12 protein-coding genes and 2 pseudogenes are annotated in these 20,021 nt (G+C 51.1%); 7 read left to right on the top strand and 7 right to left on the bottom strand.

Translation table 11 applies throughout. From position 1 onward, the window contains the following. Nucleotides 1-34 precede the first annotated feature (34 nt). The 3 genes from ribBA to MJO57_RS05050 form a co-directional block, all read right to left on the bottom strand. Nucleotides 35-1,153, bottom strand: a complete 1,119-nt coding sequence (ribBA, locus tag MJO57_RS05060; RefSeq protein ID WP_252023460.1) for a bifunctional 3,4-dihydroxy-2-butanone-4-phosphate synthase/GTP cyclohydrolase II — start codon at nucleotides 1,151-1,153, stop codon at nucleotides 35-37. 365 nt (nucleotides 1,154-1,518) lie between these two features. After that, nucleotides 1,519-2,628, bottom strand: a complete 1,110-nt coding sequence (gene ribD, locus MJO57_RS05055; protein WP_252023459.1) for a bifunctional diaminohydroxyphosphoribosylaminopyrimidine deaminase/5-amino-6-(5-phosphoribosylamino)uracil reductase RibD — start codon at nucleotides 2,626-2,628, stop codon at nucleotides 1,519-1,521. 112 nt (nucleotides 2,629-2,740) lie between these two features. Further along, nucleotides 2,741-3,265, bottom strand: a complete 525-nt coding sequence (locus tag MJO57_RS05050) for a HugZ family protein (RefSeq protein WP_252023458.1) — start codon at nucleotides 3,263-3,265, stop codon at nucleotides 2,741-2,743. A 968-nt stretch (nucleotides 3,266-4,233) separates the two neighbouring features. Here MJO57_RS05050 and MJO57_RS05045 point away from each other — a divergent pair. The 3 genes and pseudogenes from MJO57_RS05045 to MJO57_RS05040 all read left to right on the top strand — a co-directional run. Then, a pseudogene (locus MJO57_RS05045) lies at nucleotides 4,234-4,992 on the top strand (DUF1186 domain-containing protein); the annotation flags it as partial. A gap of 219 nt (nucleotides 4,993-5,211) precedes the next feature. Next, nucleotides 5,212-5,289 (top strand): annotated as a pseudogene (locus MJO57_RS33140) (SEC-C metal-binding domain-containing protein); the annotation flags it as partial. 78 nt (nucleotides 5,290-5,367) lie between these two features. Continuing rightward, the gene (locus MJO57_RS05040) at nucleotides 5,368-6,516 is read left to right on the top strand and encodes a hypothetical protein (protein WP_252023456.1); all 1,149 of its coding nucleotides are present in this window, start codon (nucleotides 5,368-5,370) and stop codon (nucleotides 6,514-6,516) included. A gap of 46 nt (nucleotides 6,517-6,562) precedes the next feature. On the opposite strand, the gene MJO57_RS05035 is transcribed toward MJO57_RS05040, so the two are convergent. Together MJO57_RS05035 and hutI are read right to left on the bottom strand one after the other, a co-directional pair. Then, on the bottom strand, nucleotides 6,563-8,626 hold the full coding sequence (locus MJO57_RS05035) for a hypothetical protein (RefSeq protein ID WP_252023455.1): 2,064 nt from the start codon (nucleotides 8,624-8,626) through the stop codon (nucleotides 6,563-6,565). A gap of 181 nt (nucleotides 8,627-8,807) precedes the next feature. Then, nucleotides 8,808-11,087 carry an imidazolonepropionase gene (gene hutI / locus MJO57_RS05030; protein WP_252023454.1) on the bottom strand — a complete coding sequence of 760 codons (2,280 nt, stop codon included), beginning with the start codon at nucleotides 11,085-11,087 and terminating at the stop codon, nucleotides 8,808-8,810. Between the two features lie 183 nt (nucleotides 11,088-11,270). Here hutI and hutC point away from each other — a divergent pair, with 183 nt between their 5' ends. The 3 genes from hutC to hutH are packed head-to-tail and all read left to right on the top strand — an operon-like array spanning nucleotide 11,271 to nucleotide 15,380. Continuing rightward, on the top strand, nucleotides 11,271-12,038 hold the full coding sequence (gene hutC / locus MJO57_RS05025; RefSeq protein ID WP_252023453.1) for a histidine utilization repressor: 768 nt from the start codon (nucleotides 11,271-11,273) through the stop codon (nucleotides 12,036-12,038). Then, nucleotides 12,028-13,851 (top strand): urocanate hydratase, encoded by a 1,824-nt coding sequence (gene hutU / locus MJO57_RS05020; RefSeq protein ID WP_252023452.1) that lies wholly within the window; start codon nucleotides 12,028-12,030, stop codon nucleotides 13,849-13,851. Before hutC ends, hutU begins: the two co-directional genes overlap by 11 nt. After that, on the top strand, nucleotides 13,848-15,380 hold the full coding sequence (gene hutH / locus MJO57_RS05015; protein WP_252023451.1) for a histidine ammonia-lyase: 1,533 nt from the start codon (nucleotides 13,848-13,850) through the stop codon (nucleotides 15,378-15,380). The genes hutU and hutH overlap by 4 nt, the downstream gene beginning before the upstream one ends. A gap of 444 nt (nucleotides 15,381-15,824) precedes the next feature. Here the strand turns inward: hutH and groL are convergent, their stop codons facing one another. Then, nucleotides 15,825-17,468, bottom strand: a complete 1,644-nt coding sequence (gene groL, locus MJO57_RS05010) for a chaperonin GroEL (protein ID WP_252023450.1) — start codon at nucleotides 17,466-17,468, stop codon at nucleotides 15,825-15,827. A 71-nt stretch (nucleotides 17,469-17,539) separates the two neighbouring features. Beyond that, nucleotides 17,540-17,833 carry a co-chaperone GroES gene (locus MJO57_RS05005; RefSeq protein WP_252026950.1) on the bottom strand — a complete coding sequence of 98 codons (294 nt, stop codon included), beginning with the start codon at nucleotides 17,831-17,833 and terminating at the stop codon, nucleotides 17,540-17,542. A 228-nt stretch (nucleotides 17,834-18,061) separates the two neighbouring features. On the opposite strand from MJO57_RS05005, the gene MJO57_RS05000 reads away from it, so the two are divergent. Further along, nucleotides 18,062-19,582, top strand: coding sequence for an IS66 family transposase (locus MJO57_RS05000; protein ID WP_252023449.1), 1,521 nt, complete (start codon nucleotides 18,062-18,064; stop codon nucleotides 19,580-19,582). Nucleotides 19,583-20,021: the final 439 nt, after the last annotated feature.

Genomic DNA, 20,021 nt, shown 5'->3' with positions numbered 1-20,021 from the left:
TGCTTTACCCTACTGAGAGGACATTACCATCGGATTACTCACCGAATGGCAGATACTCTACAACTTCCAGATCAAATCCGGAAAGTGCCGCAAAGCGGATTGGTGAACTCAACAGGCGCATTTTACCAACGCCCAGGTCCCGCAGAATCTGTGAGCCGGTACCAATGGCTTGATAGGCTCTGGACATGCCATCAGAAGGCGTGCGCTCGTTGGCATCGATAAAGCGTTCCAGGGCCACTCCCAGATCCTGATGACTGCCGGAATCGAGCAGCACAACAACGCCGGAACCCTCTTCTGCTACTTTGGCCATGGCCTTATGAAGCGACCAGCCTGGGCGGGTCCCTTCACTATGGGCCGCCAGAAAGTCACGGAACGGTTCCATGGCATGGACACGAACCAGTGTCGGAGAGTCCGGGGTAATATAGCCTTTGCTGAGTGCCAGGTGTTTGCAGTCGCTGATACTGTCCTGATAAACCGAAAGATCGAACTGGCCAAAATCGGTATTGATGACTCGCTGCTCAACCTTTTCGACGGTTTTTTCATGAAGAATCCGGTAGTGGATCAGGTCGGCAATCGTACCAATTCTCAGGTCGTGCTTTTCGGCAAAGGCTTCCAGATCAGGGCGTCGGGCCATTGAGCCATCTTCATTCATGATCTCAATAATCGCCGCTGCAGGCGTTAACCCAGCCAGACGGGCAAGATCACAGCCTGCTTCAGTGTGACCGGCACGGCTAAGAACGCCACCGGGCTTGGCACGCAGCGGGAAGATGTGGCCGGGCTGGACAATATCCACCGGGCGTGAAAGGGGGTCAACAGCGGTCAAAATGGTCCTGGCCCGATCCTGCGCAGAAATGCCGGTAGTCACACCTTCAGCGGCCTCAATGGACACCGTGAATGGAGTGCCGTATCCGGACTGGTTGTCAGCAGCCCCCACCATTTGAGGCAGACCGAGGAAATCACAGCGGTCTCCGGTCAGTGTCAGGCACAGAAGTCCTCTTGCCTCACGGGTCATGAAGTTAACCATTTCCGGGGTGATTTTTTCCGCAGCGATGATCAAATCACCTTCGTTCTCACGGTCTTCATCATCCATCAGTATGACCGGCTTACCAAGGCGAATATCCTCTAGAAGTTCTTCGATGGAGTTCAGCTGCATAATGTCCCTCTGGTACCCGGTGGTTTCCGGCACAATTTTTTAGCCCGGGCTCGGCTCGTGGCTTACGATTAGGAATTGTCCCTGAATTATTTCCCTATTTCCGTTCACCCTGAGCTTGTCGAAGGGTGGTGCCAGCGGACTTCGACAAGCTCAGTCCGAACGAAGCACGGGACTGAAAACAGGGAAGTTATTTCAGGACAATTTTTTAGCTCAAGGCTGTCTAATGGCTCAAGGCTGTCTAATGGCTCAAGGCTATTGACAGTCATTTGGCTGTGAGCACGCCATTCTACCTTTTTCATCATGGGTTAACAGCTGTTTCCAGCAACGTTCACTATTTTGCTAATCCTGAAAAAGACTTGCGGGCGCTATTTCAAGACTGGTCGTGCAGTGATTTTCCAGTCATCACCAACGGCTCGAATATCTTTGATAACAAGCTGCTGTTTTTCAGCCATACTGTGCAGGGGCAGGTGAAGCAGTGGTCTTGCTTCTGAACCCAACAGAACCGGGGCCATAAAAACGACCAACTCATCAATCAGATTTTCAGCCATCATACTGCCAGCGAGCTGAGCCCCGGTTTCCAGCAGCACGTCATTGCACTCCCTTCGGCCAAGCTCGGCTAATAGCGCCCGGAGGTTCACTTTGTTATCCGTGCTGTTGGCGGCACTATCCAGAATCAGTACTTCTGCGCCCGCTTGCTCAAGCTGGGATTTTTTCGTCGGGCTGCTTTGTGAAGTCGTAACGATCAGACAATTTCCGGTGCCTGAAATAACGTTGGCATCAACAGGGGTTTGCAATGTGGAGTCCAGAACCACTCGCAGGGGCTGACGTTTGCAGATCACTGCCGCATTGGCTAAACCCAGTTCATCGGGGCGAACGGTCAAAGAAGCGTTGTCTTTAAGGATCGAGCCTACACCCGTGATAATTGCACAACTCTGTGCTCTGAGTTTTTGCACTTCGCTGCGAGCCATGGGGCCGGTAATCCACTGGGATTCGCCGCTGGCCATGGCGGTTCTTCCATCCAGACTCATGGCCAGTTTAGCTCTCACCAAGGGCAGGCCAGTGGACATGCGCTTGAAAAAACCTTCATTCAGGGCTCGTGCTTCCTCTTCAAGAACACCGGATCGGGTTTCGATCCCCGCTTCCTGAAGCATGGCCATGCCTTTACCAGCGACTGAAGGATTTACATCCCGTATCGCAGCAACCACCCGTGCAATGCCGGCTGCTTTGAGTGCCTCTGCACAAGGCGGGGTTCTGCCAAAATGGCTGCAGGGTTCCAGCGTTACATACGCCGTGGCTCCCCTGGCCTTGGAACCGGCCATGCGCAGTGCATGCACTTCGGCATGAGGCTCCCCTGCCCGTTCATGCCAGCCTTCTCCAACAATATGACCGGTGGTGTCGATAATGACACAACCAACTCTCGGATTAGGCATGGTGGTATACCAACCTGAGCGGGCCAGCTTGACAGCTTTGGCCATAAAGCCTCTGTCTATCGCTTCCTGGGTCATTAGCGCCTCAGTTTAACGTCTCTTTATTTCGGGAAGGGTCCCGGGCAAAAGATGCGTTTATTCATGGAATTATATGTTGTGGTTACTGCTTTTTCTTATCGATAACGATATGGCTGAACGAACCATCCGCATTGATTTTGAAGGCTTTCCCGAAGCCTACAGTATATTGTCCATTTTCAGGCTGCAGGGCAAAAAGGTGGAAGTCCGGCAGGTTGCGCAATACTTCCACTGTGTTACCAAACTTTTCCTGAATCAGGTCCAGCCAGTGGTTACAACTTTCCGTTCCTCTTGGCAGTACTTCCGCCTGGCAGTGGAAAAAGACCCGCTCGCGGGCAAACAGGTTTTTGGTTTCTGACTCCGGGGCTGCAAACAGGATTGAGCAGAAAGGGTTGGCCTGCAGATTGGAGGTGTGATGAGCCAGCTCACTGATGAATATATAAAAAGTACCATCCTCCCCGCGCAGGTAAGGCGTGTAGCTGATTTCCGGTTTTCCTTCCGGAGAAAGAGTGGAAAGAGTTAACGTTCGATGGCTGTTCACCAGTTTCTGGCAACTTCTGGCGATTGCCGCAAGCTCTTCACCTTCTATTACTGCTACTTTCTTACTCATGATTACCTTAAATGAGAATTAACATCATTAGCGGCGTACTATAACCTATTGGCAACTTTATTGTCTTTTCCTAAACTCCCGCTTAATTTTGAATGGTTGAGAATCGTTATGACTTTGCGGGAAATTATTTCCAGACACTGTATCCACAGCTACAGGGCAAGAGTAGGCAGCGCGTCTTTTTTAGCCTGATCGTGAAGGATAACTGAGCAAATAACTGAAAATGATGAAACTTATTTCTAAATTCAGGGTCAGCAATATTAATTATGTTTGAGGTCAGCTACATGCAAGTAACATCATCGTCTGTTCAAATGTCTCAGGTTAGTGGTACGACAGCTAATGAGCAATCGGATAATCCAGATCAGTGTCAATGTCAGTGCTTCGGACGAGCGTGTTCACTGAGGAGTAGTAATGCTGTATTTCTGGCTGCAGCCCTGACGGTAGCAGTGCTTGTAGCCGTGCCTGCTGCAGCTTCAGGTAGTGCCGGTAGTGTCGTAGGTGGTTGCGCAATAGGGTCTTTCACAGGTTTTATCGCAGGTAGTATGGCCAAGTGTCTGTGGACGCATTATCAGAACATAGACTCCACAAACCCAACTCCACCCCCATCTCTACCAATCTTTGGCTCGCCGGGTGGCGAGGTTTCATTACCGACTTACCTTCATCATCAACGTTAGAGTTTTTATGAAACGATAATTCGGTCATCTTTCTGCAACGAAGAAAGCTGAAATCAATGAACTGTTTTTCCAAGTTCGCTTACTTTCGCAAGCTACCAAGCCTGATTAAATCATTACTTAGCCAAACAATGTACTCTTCATGGCTATAAATGACCATTGTCTTTCTGAAAAATATTTTATTGCCGTACGCAGTGACCCTATCCCATTTTTTTATCAATAGGCATTCCGCGACAGCTTACCGCCTGTTAAACGCTATGCTTATTTAAAAAATAGCGACAAGAGACAGGATAAGTGCCCATGAACATTGACGATGTTATTAACCGGCTATCAAACCATGTGGTGGGTGAGCTACCCGGAGAAGCACTGCTGGCGGCCAGTGAACAGCGGATAGAATTGATTCCACGCCTGCTGGAATACCTGGAAGTCGTTGCCGGGCAGGGGGATGAGATACCCGAAGAGCAGCGTGTGGATCTGGTCTTTTTTGCCTTTTACCTGCTTGCTCAATTCCGTGAATCAAAGGCTTTGCCGGTGATGCTGCAGATTGTTTCTGCTAACCCCCGGACGGTCAACCGACTGCTCGGTTATGTGGTCAGTGAGAGCCTGGCACGAATACTGGCATCGGTAATGGCCGGTGAAGACAATAGCGGAGGTGGCATCGGCAACCGTGGTCATGTAGAGCCGCTGAAGCGGTTGATTGAGAATACAGCCGTACATCCTCACGTTCGGTCTTCCTGTCTGACCTGCCTGACGATTCTGGTTTTCCATGGGTTTCTGTCCCGCGAGGCGCTGGTCAGCTACTTTGAACAGCTGTTTAATGGTGGGCTTGAACAGCAGCGCAACCCGGTCTGGGACGGGCTGGTTTCTAACTGTATCATTGCCGGAGCTGCCGGGCTGGAAGCTGCCGTTTTAGAGGTGTTTGACAAAGGCTTACTGACCGATTCATTTATGGGCAGGGAACGGTTAAGTACCATGTTACAAGAGCACTCCGGTGACTTGCGGTTTCCTTCTTATGAAAGCTTTGCCCTGATTGATGACTGTGTAGCTGAGTTGCAAGGCTGGGCCAGCTTTACCAGCAGTCGACCCAAAGAGAAGCCGACTGAGAGAGTAACAGTCGGGAGCAACGCAGAGCCAGCGGCTGTTCAGCGTGTTACCAGGCCCTGGCCAGCCAGAAAACCCAATCCTCATGTAAAAAGGCCGGCATTGCCTCAGTGGTTATCGGATCAGCAACGGCCCTTTTCGTCTAACTCCCCCAATAACCATAAACAGCCGCTGGTCAGGCAACACCCGAAGGTGGGAAGAAATGACCCCTGCCCCTGTGGTAGCGGGCGCAAGTATAAGAAGTGTTGCGGCTGATGGGTGAGAAAACATCGTTTCCCACGGGGTGGCCAGTGGGAATGAAGTGGGAGGCCGTTGACCGGCAATGGTTTAACGATGCTATCGAATACGACCGGTGTTGGTGGCAAATCTGAAATCCTGTCAGGGATTTGTGCAGCTGAGGGTATCGATCGTTCAGGGTGGAGCCATGCTTCCGAAGTTGCCGTTATTGGCAAGCGGAACGGCTTTACCGGGCTTAAAATTGCCAGGTATGAAAGGCGTGGGCGATCTTTAACAATTCCTGCCGGGCAGGAAGAGCAGGAGCACGATAAAGATCCAGGCAGGCGAAATGATAGTGTTGCCCGGTCGTTAAGGTCTCGTCGTATATATCCTCTACAACGCTTTATTCGCCCTTTTTTATTTCATCCTCTTTTATTCCGTCCTCATAAGCTGCAAAGGCGCTGCTCGTCGAGCAGTTGCTCCACTCATTTACCATTAAGCAGTCACTGCCTTCGAACCCGTGTGATGGTTGGGCTGATTGTTTTTGTGCAAACTGGCAAGACCGCACAAAGGTCCCAGCCAGTTGCCAGAAGAAGGCGGTCGCTGAAAGCCACAAAAAAAGGGAAAAGCCCAATCACGAAAACAGTTCGGAAAGAGAGTGACCGACCAGTCGGCCACGGTATGATTGTGGGTGGTAAAGCTATTTTTCCGGACAATGACCGGGTCTTTTTTCAGTTGTGTCTTGACTATTATGCCAACTATCATGCCAACCATGCCAACAACGCGAATTACCCTGCCAGGCGGGGGACACCATCCCAATGTGGTCCGCTACAACAGCCTTCCTGTGATCGGTCCTGTGGTGATCAGGCAGTGGCCTTATATAGTGAAAATAACCAGGATCCGGTAATGGGCTGCTCTAAGGGTTGTGCTGGTCAATGCGGGCCAGGATGTTGGCCAGAAGGGGCGGTAGAGGGCAAGAACCCCGGGGAGCATCCCTGCTCTGTGAAAGGTTCTTACTTTGTTGGCAAAGACAATGATTCCGGTTTTGTTATGGTCAGAACATTTCGGTTCGGACTTTGGAACATCAAACTGTTGACCGCGTTGTTATTGCTTTTTCTCCTGATTACCATTCTGGATGCATTTACAGGTATTCGTGGCTATGTCTCTATGGTCAGCCCATCAGCTTTGGAACTTTTGTCCGGATTAATCATTGCCCTGGGGATGATGGCAATGGCCCTGATGGTTTTGTGTGTAATGATAAAATAATACCCATTCCACCTTCAAAATAAATCCAATAGCAGGGCGTGGCATATTATATCGAGTTTCGGGCAATCGCATTCAACAAGCTGATTTCGTGGGCAGGCAGGTCTGAGTGTGCCAGCAACCAGTTGGCTATGGCATAATCCGTGCTTTGCTTCTGCCTGTTTTTATTGGTGCAGTAATGTGCCCACAAAGCCATGCGCCCCAACCGTTCTGCCCATTTTCCCCGGGCAGGTGCAATCACCTCTGCAAAAAACGTTTCGTCACTCCGGGTATTCAGCTTGCTGAAGGGACCAATCATATCGGGGGCTTCAAACCACGACCGACCAATGGCACTTTGTGTCCATTTTGCCGAGCGTTTCTGTACCGAGGCAATTTCTGCCAGCGAAGGTGCTTTCAATAACAAGGGATTAAAAAGCGTAGTTAATTCCGTACTTTCCGGATTCCAGTCCTCCACTCCCAGAAGCTCCATCACTTGTACCAGTTCGTGGTCAATGGCAATACCGCTTTTCAGATTAAGAGCGAGGAAAAATGGCAGCTGCTTGTGGATAAGTTCCATAGAAACTCTTTCTGCCGCCAAATCCTGTTGTTTCATCGTTGAGACATACTGTTGTATCTGACGTTTCGGTACCGGCGGTGTGACCAGCACATCCAAAATACCTGCGGACTCTTTCAGGACAAACGAGATCAACCGCTGATGATTGCCGTCGCGGAGGATGATCATCGTGCCTTGTGCGCCAGCACCATCAACCGCAGACATATAGATGTCGAGGATATCACTGGCTGGCAATGGCTCTGGAGCACTGGGTACTATGCCTTTTTTGCGGGCAGCCTGAATCAGTTTGTCCACTTTGTCCTTGACGGGGGCTTTCAGCCAGTTACGCATTCGAATCAGCCGGGCCAGGGTCACCGGCGTAATGGCGGCAACATTCTGGCTCAGCACTTTCACAATGCTTATGGCCCGCTCCTGATTATCATCCAGCATCATCAGGGCGACACCGTTCAGGCCTTTTTCGGAGGTGATGAGCGCATGGCTGATCAGTTCCAATCCTTCCGGCGGAAGAAAAGCCAGTTGTTCGTGCAGGATAGAGACCAGAGCAAACTCGTCCGGTATCTCGCTGATCATCTTCTGCAGCGTCTGTCCAACAGCTTCCGGGGTCAACTCATCGGGTGCCATTTCGGTGACATTGTCCGTATACCACTGATGAACAAATTCAAGAAATTGCGGAGACAGGAATTGCTTATGGTGGGATAACACGGCAAACACCACATTCATGCCATCAGGATTGAGGGCATTATCTTCACCGCTGTGGATGATCTGATGCTCCATGGATTGCCAGAACGTTCGGGCCTGTTGGTCACCTTGCCTGATCCGCATAAAAACATCCTGGAAGGCACAGCCCAGCAGTTCAGAAACGGCCTCATCGGCGCCAGGGAGCTGATGGTCAAAACCAATATGGCAAACATAATCCAGCAATTCAGCGACATTGGTCAGCTCGCGAAGTGGCAGCCAATGATCTGGCGGGGCGGGCTGTTGTTTGTACTCTGGCAAATGCCTTGCAGCGTCGGCAATCAGTTCAGCCACCCAGTCATTGTCCTGTCCGACTGGTGGATTCAGCGCTTCCTGCATTAATGTCTGAAAATCAACACCTGCGAAAGGATGACTGCCTCCCTTGCCCTGATAAATACTCAGGTAGTTTTTGCGAATACTGTCCAGGAAGGTAATGACGCTCTCAGCATGCTTTAGTCTGCGCTGCTTGCCCCCATTCAGGATGCGGTGGAGCATCTGCCAGTAGGCAATCAACTCCGGCACAATGGTTTTGGCCTGAGTGTCGGAGCAGATCAACTTGCGGGGATAGAGATCCAGCATAATCTGCTCCGCTGCATCCACATCCAGATCTTTCAGGTCTGTGCCAATGTAGTTCAGGTAGAGGTTCATAAACATATCGAACCAGCTGCCTTCCCCTTTTTTATTGGCTTTGGACAACTTCTGGTACTCAGGGGATGCGAGAAAAAATAAGCGGGTGTTATTCAGCCATTGCTCAAGTTTATCGTTGGCGGCATCCGGGTCTTCATACTGGTCAATATTACCTAATCGAAAGGGGGCTATAGCCATGGGAGTCATCTCTGGGCTTTTGGGAAATCTGGCATCATAGAGGCTGGCGGTGATTTTGCAATACCGATTGTCTTGTGACTTGCTGCTCTCATCTGGCGTACTGAACGTTTCATACCAGGATCAGTTGGTTAGTGAAATAGCGAGATTTGTTTACGTTGAAATTAGCATCGACCACTGTGATTCATGGTCCTGGATTTGTTGCAATCAGCGGGTTTTGTCCGGCCAACTGATGAATTAACCGCGCCGCCAGCCGAGCCGTGTGAGCATCAATATCGTATTTCGGACAAGTTTCAGCGATATCAAAGAGTTTCAGCTTACCACTGTGTTTGATGGTATCCAGCAACGGTTCAACAACCTCCGGGGGTATTCCTCTGGCAGCGGGTGCGCTGACGCCGGGGGCCAGGGAGGCCGGGAAGGCATCTATGTCGATGGTCAGGTAGATATGATCCACCTTATCGATAAATTGCCGGATATCCTGTTGCAGTGATGGCAGGTTCAGCAGAGTCATTGCCCTATCGAGTCGATAAGTAACACCCAGTTCATCTGCTCGATTAAACAGTGCCCGGGTATTACTGCTTTCACTGATGCCAAGACAAAAGTAATTGAAGGGGATATTTTGCTCCCTGGCATACTCAGACGCCTGCCAGAAAGGGGTTCCTGAGCTTGGACCCACTTCGGGCAGCCGGAGGTCAAAGTGGGCATCAAAGTTGATGATGCCCACTTTGACCGGGTGACTGTCTTTACCCTTCTCTGGCTTTTCCAGATGTTTCATTAAGCCCCGGTAGGAAGCCCAGCCAATTTCATGGCCACCGCCCAGGCCAATCACCAAGTGACCATTATCTAACAGTTTGCACATTTGTCGGGCATAGCTCTGTTGTGCCTGCTCAAGATCCGTGCCATTGCAGCGGATGTTGCCCACATCCCAAACCGGGGCATTGCGATTCCAGGGAAGGTTGGTCAGGGCTTGTCGAATATGGTCTGGCCCTTTGGCCGCGCCGGGGCGCCCCTGATTTCGACGCACACCTTCATCCGACTCAAACCCCAGTAAAGCAACCCCTTTTTCGCCACCCGGTGCATAAGGACGAACCTTCTGATGCCAGCGTTGTGCAGCTTGTGAGTCCGTTTCCTGATCAATACGGCCAGACCAGGAGAATGATTGGTTACTGGAGATGGTTGATTTCACAATTTGGCCACTTTTTATGATCAGGGAAGGGGAGATTCCTGTGAGTCCGGCCGCCAGCGAGGCAGGATGGCTGACAGGCCAGAGTAACAGGTCCGCATCCAGGCCCTCTTTGATTCTGCCGGTTTTTTCCTGAAGCCCAAGAGCCTGTGCCGCATTTCGGGTACAACCGGCAAGTGCCTCGGAAGGGGTCATACGAAACAAGGTGCAGGCCATATTCATCATTAGCCGTATAGAGGCGAGAGGGGATGTGCCGGGGTTCAAATCGGTTGCAATGGCAATGGGAACGCCAGCTTCCCTTAACCCATCGACAGGTGGCAGTTTGGTTTCCCGGAGGAAGTAGAAGGCACCGGGCAGCAGTGTGGCCACTGTATTGCTGTTTTTAAGGGCATCAATACCAGACTGGCTCAGGTATTCCAGATGGTCCACGGAAAGCGCCTGATGCTTTACCGCCAGTTGGGTACCGCCACTGTCAGAAAGTTGCTCCCCATGGAGCTTAATGCCCAGCCCATGGGCTTTGGCAGCCTTGAACACCTGTTCGGTCTGCTCGGGTGAAAAGGCAATGTTTTCACAAAACACATCCACAGCATCGGCCAGTTGTCCTTTCGCAATGGCAGGAATCATCTCCGTGCAGACGTGCTCAATATAATCGTCTGCCCGGTTTTGGTATTCCGGTGGCAAAGCATGGGCACCCAGGAAGGTACGAATGACGGTGACAGGGTACTCGCTGGCCAGCAGGCTTGCCGCCTGGAGCATTTTCGTTTCGGTTTCGGTATCCAGGCCATAGCCGGATTTGATTTCCAGGGTGGTGACCCCTTCCGCCAGCAGCGCCTCGAGCCGGGGACGGGAATCAGCGACCAGTTCATCAACTGTAGCTGCCCGGGTGGCTTTGACGGTGGAGAGAATACCGCCCCCCTGTTTGGCGATGGTTTCATAGCTAACGCCTTCAAGCCGTTGTTCAAATTCTCTGGAGCGGTCGCCGGCGTAGACCAGGTGAGTGTGGCAGTCGATCAGGCCGGGTGTTAACCACTGTCCCTGGCCATCGATGGTTGTTTTTGCCCTGCTGTCTTTGGGTAATTCCGACTCTACACCTGCCCACACAATCTTTCCGTCCCGCACCAGAATGGCTCCCTGACGGATGCTGTTATAGGGGCATGATGCGCTCTTGTGGTGCCAGTCAGGGTTGATTGAAGCCCGTGCCGGGTCCATGGTGGCAAGGTGAATATTCCGAATAAGCAGATCGCAGGAGGTCAGGGATTCGCCAGCATTACTGTTGTTCATGGTGTCCGGCCATTATCGGTTGACTGAGTGATGAGCGGTAGCCTCAAGAGTGATTCACATCTTGATTAAAACCGGGCAATTTGCATTATTGTTAAATTGTATATACAACTATATACAATAAAGTTTCAAGAGCAACCTGTGATTCCGTAGAATCGCCTGATGCCTGATCGGTACCCATACATTATGAATCAAAGCCTATTGCCTCGTTATCAGCAGATTAAGCACTTTATTCTGGACAAGATCGAGTGTGGTGAGTGGGCTGAATCCAGTAAAGTGCCTTCTGAGAATGAGCTTTGCCAGCAATTCTCGGTAAGCCGGATGACCGCCAGAAAAGCACTGCAGGAGCTGACTGCTTCGGGCATTCTGATGCGTCAGCAGGGGTTGGGCACGTTTGTGGCGCCTCCCAGGCCGCAATCATCCATGCTGACGGTGAGAAATATTGCCGACGAGATCAGGGAACGGGGGCATGGATACAGCAACCGGGTAATGCGTCTGCGTGAAGAAAAAGCATCCGAGGCCATTGCGGTTTCTCTGGAGTTACCCGAGTCGGCTTCGTTTTTTCACTCCATCATTGTTCACTATGAAAACGGGCTGCCCCTGCAGTGGGAAGATCGTCATATTAACCCACGGTTTGCTCCTGACTATCTGAAACAGGATTTTTCCCGGGAAACCCCCAATGTTTATCTGAACCGGGTAGCCGCACTGACAGAAGCAACACATGTCGTAGAGGCGATATTACCTTCGGAAGACATTGCCGGAGCACTGGCGATGGAATCCGGCGCTCCCTGTCTGAGAATTATGAGAAGAAGCTGGTGTCGTTATGGTGTGGTCAGCCTGGCCAAGCTGATGCACCCCGGCGACCGATACCGGCTGGGAGACCATTTACAGTTTGCAGGCGATATTTCCACAATAAAACAACGTAATGTAAAGGATGGTGAATATGGCAAATGAACAGGCGAAGAGGCTTATAGCCGATGGCAAAGAGCCTACTGGCAAGGCTGGCAGTAAAGGGCATCGACGATTTGACCCTGACCGGATTATTCGGGCTCCCAGAGGTGCTGATCTGAATACCTGCAGCTGGCAGGTAGAAGCCCCTCTGCGTATGTTGATGAATAACCTGGATCCGGAAGTAGCGGAGCATCCTGAGCAGCTGGTGGTTTATGGCGGTATTGGCCGGGCAGCCCGGGATTGGGATTGCTACGACCAGATTGTGGCAACCCTGAAGCGCCTGCAAACCGATGAGACATTGCTCGTGCAGTCCGGAAAACCTGTCGGGGTGTTCAAAACCCACTCCGAGGCTCCCCGGGTATTGATTGCCAACTCGAACATTGTGCCTTACTGGGCAAATTGGGAGCACTTCCATGAGTTGGATAAGCAAGGCCTGATGATGTATGGCCAGATGACCGCTGGCTCATGGATTTACATTGGTTCCCAGGGCATTGTCCAGGGCACCTACGAAACCTTTGTGGCTATGGCCAAAACCCACTTTAACGGCAACGCAGCGGGCAAGTGGATTCTTACCGGTGGTCTTGGTGGCATGGGAGGGGCTCAGCCTCTGGCCGCAACTATGGCCGGTTTTTCCATGCTGGCCTGTGAAGTGGATGAGTCTCGAATCGACTTTCGCCTGAAAACCCGTTACCTGGATAAAAAAGCGGCAACGCTGGATGAAGCGCTGGCCATGATTGAACAGGCCAAGTCGGAAAATAAAGTGATTTCGGTTGGTTTGCTGGCGAATGCGGCGGATGTATTCCCCGAACTGGTTGAGCGCAACATTACGCCGGATGTGGTGACGGATCAGACATCAGCCCATGACCCGTTAAATGGTTATTTGCCCAAAGGGTGGACGTTGGAACAGGCCAGTGAGCGCCGTCATTCAGATGAAGCGTCTGTCACCGGGGCGGCACGAGAGTCAATGGCCATCCAGGTGCGAGCCATGCTGGAACTGCAGAAACGGGGGGCTGCAACGGTTGATTACGGCAACAATATAAGACAGATGGCAAAAGAAGTCGGGGTTGAAAATGCCTTTGACTTCCCCGGTTTTGTACCCGCCTATATTCGCCCACTCTTCTGCCAGGGGATTGGCCCTTTCCGCTGGGCGGCCTTGTCCGGTGATCCTGAAGACATCTACAAGACTGACCAGAAAGTCAAAGAGCTGATTCCAGACGATGCGCATCTCCATAACTGGCTGGATATGGCCAGGGAGCGTATCGCTTTCCAGGGGCTGCCTGCCCGTATCTGCTGGGTAGGCTTGCAGGACCGGGCTCGCCTGGGGCAGGCCTTTAACGATATGGTGGCTAGTGGTGAGCTCAGTGCGCCAGTGGTAATTGGCCGTGATCACCTGGATTCTGGTTCAGTTGCCAGCCCTAACCGGGAAACCGAGGGTATGCAGGATGGCAGTGATGCCGTCTCTGACTGGCCGCTGCTGAATGCCTTGTTGAATACTGCATCGGGTGCCACCTGGGTGAGTATCCATCATGGTGGTGGCGTTGGTATTGGGTACAGCCAGCATTCGGGGGTCGTCATTGTGGCCGATGGTAGCGATGAAGCCCGGGAGAAACTCGGCAAAGTGTTGTGGAATGACCCGGGAACCGGAGTGATGCGTCATGCCGATGCGGGGTATGACATTGCCCGGGAGTGCGCGCAGGAGAACGGCCTGGATCTGCCCATGCAGTCGGGACACAGCCTTGAGCACAAAGATAGCCTTGAGCGTGAGGATAGCCCTGAGCACAAAGATAGCCCTGAACACAAGGAGAGCCAGGCATGAGTGAGTTAGTGATTTCACCGGGAAAATTATCACTGAGCGACCTGCGTAAGGTTAGCCGCTACGAGGTCCAGATTAAGCTGGACCCAGCCTGTTATCCGGCCATTAACAAAAGTGTTGCCTGTGTCAATCAGGCACTGGCTGAGAATCGGGTCGTATATGGCATCAATACCGGTTTTGGCCTTCTGGCCAACACCCGAATTCAAGACCGGGAGCTTGAGGCTCTACAGCGCAGTATTGTGCTCTCTCATGCCACCGGTGTCGGTCAGTTTATGGATCAAAGCACTGTCCGCCTGATGATGGTATTGAAAATTAACAGCCTTGCCCGAGGCCTTTCAGGCGTAAGGCTGGAATTAATTGACGCGCTGATGCAACTGATCAATCTGGGGGTTTATCCCTGTGTACCCGAGAAGGGGTCGGTGGGGGCCAGTGGTGATCTTGCACCGCTGGCCCACATGAGCTGTTTGTTATTGGGTGAAGGTCATGCCCTGGTGAATGGTCAGCAGATGACGGCCATGGAAGCCCTGGCTTACGCTGGTATGGAGCCCATGAAACTGGCCCCCAAGGAAGGGCTTGCACTATTGAATGGCACCCAGGCCAGTACCGCCTTTGCTTTGCAGGGACTGTTTGGTGCCGAGGATTTAATGGCATCAGCCGTCATTGCCGGAAGTCTTTCCGTTGAAGCCGCGATGGGCAGTCGTCGCCCTTTTGACCCACGTATTCACCAGGCTCGCGGCCTTAAAGGGCAAATTGATATTGCCCATGCCTACCGTATCACGCTGGACCACAGTGACATTGGACAGGCCCACATAGACTGTGACAAGGTCCAGGATCCATATTCACTGAGGTGCCAGCCTCAGGTAATGGGAGCCTGTCTGGAGCAAATGCGTTATGCCGCACGCCTGCTTGAAGTGGAAGCTAACGGCGTCACAGATAACCCCCTGGTCTTTGTTGAGGAGAATGAAATACTCTCCGGTGGTAACTTTCACGCCGAGCCTACCGGAATGGCCGCCGAAGCACTGGCTCTGGCCATTGCCGAAATCGGAGCCATCAGTGAACGACGCATCGCTTTGCTGGTGGATCAACACCTGAGTGGACTGCCACCCTTTCTGGTCAAGAATAGCGGCGTCAATTCCGGCTTTATGATTGCCCATAATACGGCGGCAGCCCTGGCCAGTGAAAACCGTTGTCTTTGCCATCCTTCCGTTGCTGATAGTCTGCCCACTTCTGCCAACCAGGAAGATCATGTGTCCATGGCAACTTACGGAGCGCGTCGATTGCGGGAGATGAACGGTAATACCTCGTCTATTGTGGGTATTGAATTGCTGGCGGCGGCACAGGGAGTGGATATGAGGAAGCCCTACAAAACGTCGAAAACGTTGCAGCGAGTGATGAAAACGGTGAGAAAGGATATTCCGTTCTATGATCAGGACCGGTATTTCTTTCCTGATATTCAAAAGGCATCGGAGCTGGTGGCCAGTGGCGAGTTGAACTGTTATATGCCAACCGAGTTGTTGCCAAGCTACTCGTAATCAATACCATTACCACTGCCTTGGGGAGGCGTTAAAAAAACGCCAGTCTTTACATGAATTCCCGGGTTTTGTTGGTACCGGGGCGCTTCCCGTTGTCAGAGAAAGATAAGTTCAATGCTTTTTCGGTTGCCATGCAACGGGGAACAACCCAAAGCGATATCTGATAACAGATAGCGAGTTTGTCTGGTATTGGTTGCGGAAAAAAACATTGTGCTGAAAGCTGAATTTTTATTTGCAGGCCGGGATGGAACATGCATAACCCCATACCCTGATAACGGCTTTCTCGAATGAGAAAGGCCGATATCCGGTCATGATTCAGACCGGATATCGGTTAGATTGAAATGCTATTTTTTACTAGAAGCGGGGTGACCAAAAACTCAAAAAGTTAGTGGTCACTTACGGTTTAACCCAGCCAGGCTAACTACCTGCGCGACTCTCGTCGCATTACATCATGCCGCCCATACCACCCATTCCACCCATGCCACCCATATCAGGCATCGCTGGAGCGTCGTCCTGAGGCTCATCAGCAACCATGGCAGCAGTAGTGATCATCAGGCCTGCGACAGAAGCGGCAGCCTGCAGAGCAGCACGGGTTACCTTGGCTGGATCCAGGATACCCATTTCGATCATGTCGCCGTATTCACCGGTAGCCGCATTGTAACCGAAGTTACCAGAGCCAGCCTTAACCTTGTCAACCACAACAGAGGCTTCGTCACCAGAGTTGGTAGCGATTTGACGGATTGGTCCTTCCAGGGCACGCAGGATCAGTTCAACACCGGCACGCTGTTCTGCGTTGATGGTTTCAACATTGATGGCAGACAGAGCGCGAACCAGGGCAACACCACCACCGGCAACCACACCTTCTTCAACCGCCGCACGGGTAGCGTGCAGGGCGTCTTCAACGCGGGCTTTCTTCTCTTTCATCTCAACTTCGGTAGCAGCGCCAACCTTAACAACGGCAACACCACCCGCCAGCTTCGCTACGCGCTCCTGCAACTTCTCTTTGTCGTAGTCAGAAGAAGAGTTTTCGATCTCGGCACGGATCTGCTCAACACGGGCAACGATGTCAGCGTGAACGCCAGCACCGTCAACGATGGTGGTATCTTCTTTGGTTACCTGCACACGCTTGGCAGTACCCAGGTCGTCCAGAGTGGCGGTTTCCAGAGACAGGCCAACTTCTTCAGAGATCACAGTCGCGCCGGTCAGGATAGCGATATCCTGCAGCATGGCCTTACGACGATCACCGAAGCCGGGGGCTTTAACGGCAGTCACCTTAACGATACCGCGCATGTTGTTCACCACCAGAGTTGCCAGGGCTTCGCCTTCAACATCTTCAGCGATGATCATCAGCGGCTTGCCAGCTTTGGCAACGGCTTCCAGTACTGGCAGCAGTTCACGGATATTGGAGATTTTCTTGTCAACCAGCAGGATGAACGGGCTTTCCAGTTCAGCCGACATTCTTTCCTGGTTGTTGATGAAGTATGGAGAGAGGTAGCCGCGGTCAAATTGCATGCCTTCGACGACTTCCAGTTCGTTTTCCAGACCACTGCCTTCTTCAACAGTGATAACGCCTTCCTTGCCAACTTTTTCCATGGCTTCAGCGATGATCTGACCAACGATTTCATCGGAGTTGGCAGAGATGGTACCCACCTGGGCGATGGATTTGCTGTCTTCACATGGAGTGGACATGGCCTTGAGCTGTTCCACAACAGCGGCAACCGCTTTGTCGATACCACGCTTCAGATCCATTGGATTCATGCCAGCGGCAACGTACTTAAGACCTTCGTTCAGGATGGACTGAGCCAGTACGGTAGCAGTGGTAGTACCATCACCTGCCTGATCGTTAGCCTGGGAAGCCACTTCCTTAACCAGCTGGGCACCCATGTTCTGGAACTTGTCTTTCAGTTCGATTTCCTTGGCGACGGAAACACCATCTTTAGTGATGGTAGGAGCGCCGAAGGACTTTTCGAGCAGAACGTTACGTCCCTTGGGACCCAGAGTAGCCTTTACAGCATCAGCCAGGATGTTGACGCCCTTGAGCATTTCTTTGCGAGCTTCGTCGCCGAATTTTACTTGTTTAGCTGCCATGGTTGGTGACCCTGTGCACTATTTTAAGAAATCGTGTAAAACCGAGAAAATATCGTGTGATTGCTGAACAATCAGCCTTCCAGAACGGCGGAAATGTCATTCTCAGACAGAATGATCAGCTCTTCACCATCAATCTTCACGGTGTTTGAGTCTGCATATTTGCCGAAGATAACCTTGTCACCAACGCTAACGCCAACAGGACGCTTTTCACCATTGTCCAGAAACACGCCATCGCCGACGGCAACCACAACGCCCTGGTTAGGCTTTTCAGTGGCAGTACCTGGCAGCACGATGCCACCAGCAGAGGTAGTTTCTTCTTCGACACGACGAACGACCACGCGATCACGCAACGGACGGATTTTCATCGATTCTTTCTCCAACAGTTTGCTTGGTTAATCCGATTTGACCCGGAGCGGCAAGCTGCTCCGGGCCGTCACCCTATCAGGTGATCTACTTAGTATGGGTGGGCAACTTTGTTTTCAAGAGGCAGCTATAAAAAAAATCGTAACTGTTCAGCACCCCCACATAAATCTGGAATTTTCTGATTTTTATACCATCCTCTTAAGCACCATTTTTCCACAATATTCGCCAGCATGATTCCAGAACTACCCGCAACTATGTCGGCTGAGATTCTCTTGAAAGAGAATGCAGAGCTGCGGATGAGAGTTGCCTGTCTGGAAGAGCGATGTCGAGAATTGGAAGAAAAGGTTGGCAAGAACAGTCAAAACAGCAGCAAGCCGCCATCGTCTGATGGTTATCAAAAACCTTGTAAAAACAGTAATTCTCCAGATCATTCTGACGACCTTTCCGCAGATAAAGGTACCGATCCATCGGATGAAAAACCCAATCCTAAAAGTCTGAGACAGTCTTCTGGTAATAAAGCCGGTGGAAAGAAAGGGCATCAGGGCACTTGTCTTAAACAGGTCGATATCCCTGACTATATTGAGTACCTTCCGGTTAAAGAATGCAATAAATGTCAGGCGTCTCTTCTTGATAGTGAGCCGGTCAAATATATTGAACGACAGGTGTTTGAACCAGGGAGACCGGGTGAATTTGAAGTAACGGCCCATAGAGCTGAAGTAAAAATCTGCACTTGTGGTTGTCGGAATCAGGCTGAATTCCCGGAAGGTGTTACCGCTGCCGCACAATATGGCTCAGCCACACAGGCTATGGCCGTCTATCTTAACCAATACCATTTCCTGCCTTTTAAGCGCGTGTCAGAGTATTTTAATACTCTCTATAAAATGAGTGTAAGTGCAGGCACTGTCGCCAATTTTGTGGCCAGAACCTATGAAAATCTGGCTTCTACTGAAGAGGTTATTCGTGACGCCTTGCGGGAATCGTCTGTTGCCGGAGCCGATGAAACGGGTATGCGGGCCGAGGGCTCTTTGCACTGGCTACACGTTATGCGGGATGAACAATGGACGCTCTACTACTTGTCTGAAAAGCGAGGTCGTGAGGCCATGGACACGATGGGCATACTGCTAACATTTGCAGGCGTTCTGGTTCATGATCATTGGAAATCCTATTTTGCATATGCGGCAACTCACGTACTTTGCAATGCCCATCACCTGAGGGAGCTTTTGGGTGTTGTTGATAGGGACAGCAATCAACTGGCGTTGCGATTGATGAAGCTACTGAGGCTTTCCTGGCATTACTGCAAGGGCTTTAAGACCATAGGTATGCTACAGATGCCAAGTGTTGTCTGTGAACGAATCGAGAAGATTTATGACCGGTTGCTTCAGCGGGCTCTAATGAAAGAAGTCGTCTATATGGAGAAGCAACGAGAGGAGCTTAAGCGCAAGAAAGTCAAGAATACTAAAGCTTACAATCTCTTCAAACGACTCACTGAGTTCAAGGCTGAGACACTGCGCTTCATGTCAGATTTTACCATTCCCTTCGATAACAATGGCAGTGAGCGGGATGTTCGAATGGCCAAGTTAAAGCAGAAAATCTCAGGCTGCTTCAGGAGTGCAGACGGTGGTTCTATGTTTGCACGGATTCGCAGCTATTTGTCGTCTGCCAGAAAACAGGGAATGGAGGCTAAGTTCCCTTTAATGGTTGGTGGTAGTTTTAATAGCTGTAGATATTCAGGTATTAAACAGAAATACTGAAACGCTATTAAAATTAAATATCAGCCATTGCCAGCTAAGAAATCCACTGAGCAAGGTCTTTCACTGCTCTTCCCAAGCCCTATGCTCTGTTGGTTTTTCTCAAGTACCTATAATAAATCTAAGTACTTATTACTCCAAGGTATGAAGAAAAAAACAACGCCAACCACTAAAGGGAACATAGCCGGGAATGGACATATATCAATCACTTCATAGAGCTGTTCGGAATTACTGTAATATGCCTTTGCTCAGTGCTGAATAGTTACAAAAAATCATTCCGGGCACTCTTCCCGACCATCAGTCACAACCTGCTTTTTGCCGTGAAAGCTCCTGAGCAAGGAACTCAATGGATTGCCCCGTGAGGGCTATGAAGTCAGACCGCTAGAGGAATCGGGCCGGCTCAAAATGTGGAATTGTCTTGGTGCCGGATGGCCAAAAAATC

It is taken from the genome of Endozoicomonas sp. SCSIO W0465, from assembly GCF_023716865.1.
GTDB lineage: Bacteria > Pseudomonadota > Gammaproteobacteria > Pseudomonadales > Endozoicomonadaceae > Endozoicomonas.
Note: the sequence above shows the minus strand (reverse complement) of the source record. Positions and strands in the feature narration are given on the sequence as shown.

Coding starts and splice junctions, on each gene's coding strand:
- ribBA (WP_252023460.1), bottom strand. CDS start 1,153: ATGCAGCTGAACTCCATCGAAGAACTTCTAGAGGATATTCGCCTTGGT.
- ribD (WP_252023459.1), bottom strand. CDS start 2,628: ATGGCCAAAGCTGTCAAGCTGGCCCGCTCAGGTTGGTATACCACCATG.
- MJO57_RS05050 (WP_252023458.1), bottom strand. CDS start 3,265: ATGAGTAAGAAAGTAGCAGTAATAGAAGGTGAAGAGCTTGCGGCAATC.
- MJO57_RS05040 (WP_252023456.1), top strand. CDS start 5,368: ATGCTATCGAATACGACCGGTGTTGGTGGCAAATCTGAAATCCTGTCA.
- MJO57_RS05035 (WP_252023455.1), bottom strand. CDS start 8,626: ATGGCTATAGCCCCCTTTCGATTAGGTAATATTGACCAGTATGAAGAC.
- hutI (WP_252023454.1), bottom strand. CDS start 11,087: ATGAACAACAGTAATGCTGGCGAATCCCTGACCTCCTGCGATCTGCTT.
- hutC (WP_252023453.1), top strand. CDS start 11,271: ATGAATCAAAGCCTATTGCCTCGTTATCAGCAGATTAAGCACTTTATT.
- hutU (WP_252023452.1), top strand. CDS start 12,028: ATGGCAAATGAACAGGCGAAGAGGCTTATAGCCGATGGCAAAGAGCCT.
- hutH (WP_252023451.1), top strand. CDS start 13,848: ATGAGTGAGTTAGTGATTTCACCGGGAAAATTATCACTGAGCGACCTG.
- groL (WP_252023450.1), bottom strand. CDS start 17,468: ATGGCAGCTAAACAAGTAAAATTCGGCGACGAAGCTCGCAAAGAAATG.
- MJO57_RS05005 (WP_252026950.1), bottom strand. CDS start 17,833: ATGAAAATCCGTCCGTTGCGTGATCGCGTGGTCGTTCGTCGTGTCGAA.
- MJO57_RS05000 (WP_252023449.1), top strand. CDS start 18,062: ATGATTCCAGAACTACCCGCAACTATGTCGGCTGAGATTCTCTTGAAA.